This is a genomic window from Microcystis sp. M53602_WE12, from assembly GCF_030065455.1.
Lineage (GTDB): Bacteria > Cyanobacteriota > Cyanobacteriia > Cyanobacteriales > Microcystaceae > Microcystis > Microcystis aeruginosa.
Genome location: NZ_JASJFB010000558.1, coordinates 1 through 8497, shown reverse-complemented (window position 1 = coordinate 8497; position 8497 = coordinate 1). Strand labels below are relative to the sequence as shown.

General features: G+C 46.4%; 6 protein-coding genes. 1 reads left to right on the top strand and 5 read right to left on the bottom strand.

The annotated features are described in order from the left end of the window. Positions 1–335: 335 nt before the first annotated feature. The 5 genes from PX482_RS17985 to PX482_RS17965 all read right to left on the bottom strand — a co-directional run bounded on the left by PX482_RS17985 (position 336) and on the right by PX482_RS17965 (position 6100). The gene (locus tag PX482_RS17985; RefSeq protein WP_004159459.1) at positions 336–1334 is read right to left on the bottom strand and encodes an ABC transporter ATP-binding protein; all 999 of its coding nucleotides are present in this window, start codon (positions 1332–1334) and stop codon (positions 336–338) included. Continuing rightward, the gene (locus PX482_RS17980; RefSeq protein ID WP_196219859.1) at positions 1307–1459 is read right to left on the bottom strand and encodes a hypothetical protein; all 153 of its coding nucleotides are present in this window, start codon (positions 1457–1459) and stop codon (positions 1307–1309) included. Before PX482_RS17980 ends, PX482_RS17985 begins: the two co-directional genes overlap by 28 nt. A 112-nt stretch (positions 1460–1571) precedes the next feature. Further along, entirely contained in the window at positions 1572–3578 is a 2007-nt protein-coding gene (locus PX482_RS17975; protein ID WP_288122792.1) for an ABC transporter ATP-binding/substrate-binding protein, read from the bottom strand. Positions 3579–3753: 175 nt separating this feature from the next. Continuing rightward, positions 3754–4581, bottom strand: a complete 828-nt coding sequence (gene ntrB / locus PX482_RS17970) for a nitrate ABC transporter permease (protein WP_004159451.1) — start codon at positions 4579–4581, stop codon at positions 3754–3756. 196 nt (positions 4582–4777) lie between these two features. Next, complete coding sequence (locus tag PX482_RS17965; RefSeq protein ID WP_288024540.1) at positions 4778–6100, bottom strand: CmpA/NrtA family ABC transporter substrate-binding protein; 1323 nt, start codon at positions 6098–6100, stop codon at positions 4778–4780. A 1119-nt stretch (positions 6101–7219) separates the two neighbouring features. Between PX482_RS17965 and PX482_RS17960 the strand changes: the two genes are divergently transcribed. Continuing rightward, a complete protein-coding gene (locus PX482_RS17960) occupies positions 7220–8392 on the top strand; it encodes a cysteine desulfurase family protein (RefSeq protein WP_288024538.1) in 1173 nt (390 codons plus the stop codon). The last annotated feature ends 105 nt before the right edge of the window (positions 8393–8497 follow it).

The following is an 8497-nucleotide window of genomic DNA, read 5'->3' as shown; positions in this document are numbered from 1 at the left end:
CCGATTTTGAGGGGGTCAATTACCTAATTTTCAGGGAAAAAGTAGCTGAATTTCCCCCTGATCACTCCCATATCTGGTACTTTTGGATTTCAAAAAAGGCTAAAAGTCTTATCCAGCAAGGTTTTTAGATTTATTCAGCCAGCCCTCATTAGCAAAGGTTTAACTGTGCCACACAGGTGTGAGAACCGCTATATTTGTAGGATGGGTTAGCGGTAGCGTAAACTATGCGGGCGTTGGGTTTCATGCTTCAACCCAACCTACGTTCTACCTCAAAATCGGTAAAACCCTACACCCCACACCCTGCCCCCACGACAAACTTTTTCAGCAAACCCTACCTATCTGGGGGCCTCTATGGTAGCCGGATTAGCGGTATTGGGAGTCTTGCTAGTGAACATTTGTATTAGACTAAAACCGACAAAAGCGAGTAAGGCTATGCCACCAATAGTAGTAACAATTTTACCCAGGAGATTTTCTGTGCGGGGTTCTTCGGGGGCATCCTCGTTGGGATCCTCCGAATGGGCAAAACGATTGTAGAGGAAATCGAGAGCTTCATTGCGAAGTTCGTAGTAACGGGGATCCTCGGTAATTTGGGAACGAACCCGGGGACGGGCAAAAGGCATCTTTAACACCTCACCGATTTTAGCGCTTGGGCCGTTGGTCATCATCACCAAGCGATCGCACAAGAACAAAGCCTCATCGATATCGTGGGTAATCATCAACACCGTTAACTGGTGTTCTTGCCAGATTTTCAGCAATTCTTCCTGTAATTCCTCTTTAGTAATCGCATCCAGGGCCCCAAACGGTTCATCGAGGATGAGGACTTGGGGACGAATGGCCAGGGCGCGGGCGATCGCAACCCGTTGTTTCATGCCTCCCGATAATTGGGGGGGTTTTTTCTGGGCTGCTTCTGTCAATCCCACTAGGGATAGATTTTCTTCCACGATCCTCACCTTCTCAGCGTGAGATTTTTGGGGATAAACCGAACTAACCCCGATATAAACGTTCTCAAAGGCAGTTTTCCAGGGCAAAAGCGAATAATTTTGGAATACCATCATCCGGTCCGGTCCCGGTTCCTTAACCTCTTTATCCTGTAGCAGCACTTGCCCACGACTAGGAGAAGAAAACCCCGCCACCATATTTAAAAGAGTCGATTTACCGCAGCCGGAGTGACCGATAATGCAGACAAATTCCCCCTCATTGACTTGCAGCTCCACACCGTCTAAAACGGTGTAAACCCCTTCGGGAGAGGGGTATTCTTTGGCAACATTACTAACTAATAAAAAAGGCTGGGTGGTGGTGCTGGAATTCACGGTCTTATCGGTAAAAGTTTGCATATTCGTCCTAGATTTATTTTAAGGTGGGCTTTGCCCACCACAACTATTAATTCGGGTCTGCTGAAAAAGTTTTTCGTGGGGTGTGGGGTGTGGGGTGTGGGGTGTAGGGTTTTAGAGATTTTCATCTGGTCAATTACCTAATTTTCAGGGAAAAAGTCCCTGAATTTTCCCCCCGATCACTCCCGCAAAAGTCTAAAAGTTTTACCCAACAAGGTTTTTAGATTTATTCAGCCAACCTTAATTAGCGACGGGATCATCGAGGAGAACTTCCGAGACGCGATAATCGCGACGGATCGAAAAACGTTCCAGATAGCCGATCGGATCGTCGGGATTGAAAATAAGATGATCAAAGAGGGCAAAACTGTGGCGATTGGGTTCCAAATCGGGAAGGCCCAGGGACCTGCAAGCTTCGCCAAATAGATCGGGACGACGGACGCGTTCAATCACTTCCACCCAGTTGCGAGGGAAAGGCGCGTAACCCCAACGGGCAAGCTGAGTTAGGGTCCATAGGGCCTCACTGCGGCCTGGACAGTTAGCTTGATCGACGTAAAACTGATTAAATCGGAATAGGGGTTCGGGGGCAGTTCCTAAACCGCGATCATAACCATCGAGGAAACCAGGGCGGATAATCGCCCTATCCACGCCCACATACTGGGGCTGACTGAGAATATTGACGATTTCTTCTCGATTACGCTGATCATCGCAGTATTCGCAGGCTTTAATTAAAGCTTTCACCATGGCGATATGGGTTTCGGGATGTTTCGCCGCCCAAGTTTCCTTGACCCCGAGGACTTTTTCCTGGTGTCCGGGCCAAATATCAAGATCGGTGGCGATAACGTAGCCTAATTTTTCCTGAACGGCGTAGGAGTTCCAGGGTTCCCCCACACAATAACCGTCGATCTTACCCGCTTTTAGCAGGGAAACCATCTGAGGCGGCGGAATTACGGTTAAATTCACATCACTATCGGGATCGATGCCGCCACTAGCTAACCAGTAGCGTAACAGCAGATTGTGCATGGAGGCAGGGTGAACCATGCCGAAAGTGGCGATTTTATCGGGACTTTGCTGGAGGGCATCCTTTAAGTCCTCGAGTTTTTCTACCCCCAATTCCCTGTATTTATTGCTGAGGGTGATGGCGTTACCGTTGCGACTGAGTACCAAAGCACTAATCACGGGGACAGAGGGCTTATTGCCGGCCCCAATGGTCATGCTGAGGGGCATTCCCGCCACCATCTGGGCCGCATCGAGACGACCGGTGGCCACTCCTTGGGCGAGCGCTTTCCAGTTGGGTTCCCGTTGCAGGATAACATCCTCTAATCCTTCCTCGGCGAAGAAACCTTTCTCTTTGGCGATAATAATCGGAGCGCAATCGGTGAGGGGGATAAAACCGATGGTGGGATTGGTTTTCAGTCGGGTAGCTTGGCCGATCACCGTCATCGGCCCGGTGGGTTGACCGACTTTCTTCGATCGCTTCTGTTGGTTGAGGAAATAAACGATCTCGTTACGGAGGGAGTAGTAACTGGGATGGTTAACTACTTCTAAACGATGCCGGGGCCGGGGAATGGGAACATCGAGAATCTGACCGATATGGGCCTCCGGACCGGTGGTTAACATCACCACTCGATCGGATAGTAATAGGGCTTCATCCACATCATGCGTGACCATGATACAGGTAACGTGGCTTTCTTCGACGATTTCCATCAAACGTTCCTGTAAATTGCCTCTGGTTAACGCATCCAGCGCCCCAAAGGGTTCATCGAGTAGCAGGACTTTCGGCCGTAGGGCTAGAGCGCGGGCGATCGCTACCCTTTGTTTCATGCCTCCCGATAATTCTCCCGGTCGTTTGTTGGCCGCATGGCGCAGGTGTACCATATCGATACTATGTTCGATGACACTTTTGCGTTCAGCAGCCGGTAGATGACGCAGCACGCGGTTAACTCCTAGGGCGATATTTTCTCGGACGGTTAACCAAGGCAGCAGAGAATAATTCTGGAAGACCACCATGCGATCGGGACCGGGACCTTTAATTTCTTTTCCCTCTAAAATCACCCCTCCCACCGTCGGGCGATCGAGTCCAGCGACCATATTTAAGAGGGTGGATTTCCCGCAACCGGAATGACCGATTAAAGAGATAAATTCCCCTTGAGTAACGCTGAGATCGATATTTTTCAGGGCAATATATTGACGGCCATCGGGGAGAGGGAAAACTTTATCAATGTGATCGACTTCAATAAATGCAGACATTTTCAGTTATCAGTTATCAGTTATCAGTTATCAGTTATCAGTTATCAGTTATCAGTTATCAGTTGTCAGTTATCAGATGTGAGTTTTTAGTTTACTGTTTACTGTTTACTTAAAAAGCTCCCCACACCCCACACCCCACACCCTGCCCCCACCGAAAAACTTTTTGCCGCAAACCCTATTTATTTTCTTCGGGTACAACTAATTTAGCGATGTAGGCCATGAGGCGATCGAGTAGGAAACCAACAATACCCACATAAATCAGAGCGAGGATAATTTCACTGATCATGGAACTATTCCAAGCATCCCAGATAAAGAAGCCAATTCCCACGCCACCGATCAGCATTTCCGCCGCTACAATTGCCAACCAAGATAAACCGATACCGATTCTTAATCCGGTGAAAACGTAGGGAACGGTGGCGGGAAAAAGAATATTGAAAAAGTATTCAACTTTGGATAATTTCAACACTCTAGAGACGTTTTTATAGTCTTGGGGAACCTGCTGTACTCCCACGGCCGTGTTAATAATAATTGGCCAAATTGCTGTAATAAAAATTACAAATATGGCACTAGGTTCGTTATTACGAAAAGCCGCTAGGGAGATGGGTAGCCAAGCTAGGGGGGGAACGGTACGCAGGATTTGAAAAATCGGATCGATCGCATCATAAATTAGGGCGCTGCTACCGATTAAAATTCCTACGGCGATGCCGACAATAGCGGCAAGGGTAAAACCGACGGCCACCCGTTGTAAACTAGCGAAAATTTGCCAGAATAACCCCACATCCGTGCCACCATTATTGAAAAAGGGATTGATAATTAATTCCCAGGTATCGCTAACCACTTTGGTGGGACTAGGAAGGGGGGCATCGGGACTAAAACAGAGTATTTGCCAGATGACGAGGAAAATTAATAAAGCAATCGCCGAAGTTGCTAGTTTGGGTAATTTTTTTTGCAGGTCTTTTAACCATTTTTGACCTTGAGAACGACGAGAAATAGAAACAGCCATAATCAGTTATCAGTTATCAGTGGTTGAGTTATCAGTGGTTGAGTTATGAGTGGTTCAGTGGTTCAGTGGTTCAGTGATCAGCTTTTATCTTGGCTTGCTCCGCAAGAATTTCAGTTATCAGTTATTAATTACCAGTTATCAGCAAATCATCTTTAACTGTTGACGGGTTACTGATTACTGATTAGTGATCACTGATTTAAATCTTCTTGATCTTGAGGGAATCGAGGTAGGCTTGGGGATTTTCGGGGTCAAAAGTAACGCCATCAAAGAAAGTTTCCACACCGCGAGAGGTAGAGGTGGGAATTTGATCAGCCGGAACATTGAGGGCTTTAGCGGCTTCCCTCCAGATATCTTCCCGGTTAACTTTATCAACTAAAGCTTTGATGTCTGTATCGGCGGGAATATAGCCCCAACGGATGTCTTCAGTCACAAACCAAGTATCATGACTCTTGTAGGGATAGGAAGCGTTATCAGCCCAGAATTTCATGGCTACGGGGCTATTTTCGATTTTGCGACCATCACCGAAATCGATATTACCTTGCATTCTTCCCAAGATATCGGCGGGGTCAATTTTCAGCCATTCCCGTCCTGAAATAATCTCGCACATTTCCTTAACATTAGCGGGATCGTTGCACCATTGCTGCGCCTCCAGAACAGCCATGGTTAAAGCTTTTGCCGCTTTGGGATTTTTATCCACCCAATCGGCGCGTAAAGCGAAGGCTTTTTCAGGGTGATCCTTCCACAGTTCCCCAGTAATCAAGGCCGAATAACCGAGTTTTTTGTTAACTAATTGGGCGTTCCAAGGTTCCCCCACACAGAAAGCTTGCATCGTGCCGACTTTCATGTTAGCCACCATTTGTGCCGGAGGAACAACAATTAGGGATAGATCTTTATTCGGATCGATGCCACCGGCGGCTAACCAATAGCGCATCCAGAGATCGTGAGTACCACCGGGGAAAGTGACGGCGGCTTTAACTTCTTTGCCCGCAGATTTAGCTTTAGCGAAGGATTCTTTCAGTACACCGCTATCGAGGGCAACCTTTAGATCCATGTATTCGTTAGCCACAGAAATCGCTTGACCATTGGTATTCAAACGCGCCAGAATATACATCGGTACTGGCTGTTTGGTGATTTTGCCCAAGGTCATTAGGTAGGGCATGGGGGATAAAATATGCGCCCCGTCGATACCGTTACCCGCCGAACCTAATTCGAGGTTATCCCGGGTTGCAGCCCAAGAGGCTTGTTTCATCACCTGTACATCGGGCATCCCGTGTTTAGCGAATAAACCTTTTTCTTTGGCGATAATTAAGGGGGCAGCGTCGGTGAGGGCAATAAAACCTAGTTTAGCGGTGGTGACTTCGGGGGTTTCTCCACTGACAACGGGGGAAGCGGCAGGACTGCCGGCCGGGGAGGGACTGGTCGCGGTATTATTGGGAGTGGCGCAACCGTGGAGAATTGCTGTTCCTACGGCAGTTGCCCCGGCAGTGAAGATAAATCTACGTCTGGAAAGTTTACTCATGGACTAAAAAATCGTGATTAGAAACTAAACAAAGGTGATGAAACGGTGAAAAATTCTCATTATTTCCCCCGCGGTGATAACCGAGAAGATTTCTTGCAAGTAACTGTTGATTCAGTAAGGAGGCTTTAACTATTTTTATCTCTCGATCGCTTTTGCTTCTCCATCTGGGGAGATTTAGCAGTAGTTTTTGTCTAAGAGATTTTTTCTAGAAGCATAACAGTTTTGAGGAGTCGATAGATAGGGGCGGTTTTTAGTCATCTGGGCTAGAAAGATCACTTTATTTCAGGGTTATCACCGAAGCAATTAACTTAAATTTACAGTCTTCAACGGGAAAGATAGTATAGATTGTTACAAAATATTGTCAGTCATGTAATAAGAGCATAAAAATTTGTCTGAAACGCATGGTAGAGCGATGGGTTTTTTTTAGCTATCTTGACTCAGTTATCAGATTTGAGTTTGCCGTTCACTGATTACTGGTTAATGTTTACCGATGACTGAAAAATCGCCGCAAGTATTAGCGACGCGACCAGCTTGAGACAATCTCTGTTATGCTTTGGAACTTGCCAAGGGCGAAAGCATATTATTATCGATCGATGTTTCCCCTTGATTAGATGCTTAGGAATATTGTCAATAGTGGCAGTTAGTCATCTGTGCCTATTTGATCGTTGGTCTTGATCACGATACTTTTAATCCTTCTGTCGCACCTATCCCAGACTCTTATCAAAAACTGGCTGTCTGGGATTCAGGAAAGGGCCGAAAAAATCTCTTAAATAACCTTCAATTATTCTACAGCGTTTTATCTGTTTTCATTTCATTTTAAGATGGCTCAAAGTTTCCCCGTTCCTGACTATCTTTCGGGTTTACTAGGCTTTTAGAACGGTTTTATGACTTTGATTGTTGACGATATTTGCTCTGTCTTTGGGATGACTTTTGCTGGTCTGCTGCCGAGATTGACACAAGAGAGGTAAAATCGACTCTGTGGGGATGCTTTAACCGGCATCTCTGTTTTTTGACAGGGGAAGATTTAACTGCCCCGACAATCGATCGAGTGTTAAACCTAAGCCGCTAAACTGAAAATAGCTGCTTGTCCTTGGCTCTCATTTCTCAGATTGTAAAATAATGCAAATTTATCTTGACTATAGTGCCACTACCCCCACTCATCCCCAAGTAATCGATCGGGTTGCCACTATTCTGCGGCATCATTGGGGTAATCCCTCCAGTTTACACAGTTGGGGACAGGATACGGCGACAGTCATCGAAATGGCTAGAGAACAGGTAGCAGGGTTAATTAATGCCAATCCAGACCAGATTATCTTCACTTCTGGCGGCACAGAAGCCGATAATTTAGCGATTATCGGGGTTGCTCAACAGTATAACCGCCCCCGTCATATAATTATTTCTAGTGTGGAACATTCGGCGATCGCTGAACCCTGTAAACAATTAGAGCAGCAAGGTTGGCAAATTACTCGTCTTCCCGTCAATCGTCAAGGTAGGGTGAATCCTTTAGACCTAAAAGCCGCAATTCAAAGCGATACGGTCTTAATTTCCATTATTTACGGACAAAGTGAGGTGGGAACCCTACAACCGATTGAAGAATTGGGCAGCATTGCCAGAGAAAGGGGTGTTCTTTTTCACACCGATGCGGTGCAGGTGGCGGCAAGATGCGATATTGATGTGCGGAAACTGCCCGTAGATTTATTATCTCTTTCTAGCCATAAAATTTATGGAATGCAAGGATCGGGAGCTTTATACATCAGAGCGGGTGTCGATATTTTACCATTACTGCGGGGCGGTGGTCAGGAAAAAGGTCTGCGATCGGGAACCCAATCTGTGCCAGCGATCGCATCTTTTGGTTTAGCGGCCGAATTAGCCCAAAAAGACTTAATTAGCGAAAAAATGCGTTTAATGGCCTTGCGAGATCGATTATTTGACCTCTTAGCTGATTATCCTTATCTGCTACCCACGGGAGACCGATTCTATCGTTTACCCCACCACGTCAGCTTTATTGTCCGTCCAGACGATAACAGTCACATCACGGGAAAACAGCTAGTTCGTCAGCTTAATTTAGCAGGAATCGGTATTAGTTCTGGAGCCGCCTGTCATAGTGGCAAACTTTCCCCCAGTCCAATTTTAAAAGCTATGGGCTACAGCGATCGAGAAGCATTAGCGGGAATTCGTTTAACCCTGGGAAGGGACACCAGCGCGGCCGATATCGATTGGACGGCTCTAGTATTAAAACAAGTGATCGATCGCTGTTTATCGAAAATTTGGGTTAAAACCCCGTCCTTTTAGGACGGCTTTAAGCTACAATGGAAAAAGCGATAACCAAGCTAAAAACTGAACCTTGACAACAGATAGTAGGGGGTTTTGTTCAGAAAAGAATTCAAATTCGGCCTT

What these genes read in the sequence shown, in the direction of transcription:
- PX482_RS17985 (WP_004159459.1), bottom strand. Translation starts at nt 1,334, where the DNA reads ATGCAAACTTTTACCGATAAGACCGTGAATTCCAGCACCACCACCCAG.
- PX482_RS17980 (WP_196219859.1), bottom strand. Translation starts at nt 1,459, where the DNA reads ATGAAAATCTCTAAAACCCTACACCCCACACCCCACACCCCACACCCC.
- PX482_RS17975 (WP_288122792.1), bottom strand. Translation starts at nt 3,578, where the DNA reads ATGTCTGCATTTATTGAAGTCGATCACATTGATAAAGTTTTCCCTCTC.
- ntrB (WP_004159451.1), bottom strand. Translation starts at nt 4,581, where the DNA reads ATGGCTGTTTCTATTTCTCGTCGTTCTCAAGGTCAAAAATGGTTAAAA.
- PX482_RS17965 (WP_288024540.1), bottom strand. Translation starts at nt 6,100, where the DNA reads ATGAGTAAACTTTCCAGACGTAGATTTATCTTCACTGCCGGGGCAACT.
- PX482_RS17960 (WP_288024538.1), top strand. Translation starts at nt 7,220, where the DNA reads ATGCAAATTTATCTTGACTATAGTGCCACTACCCCCACTCATCCCCAA.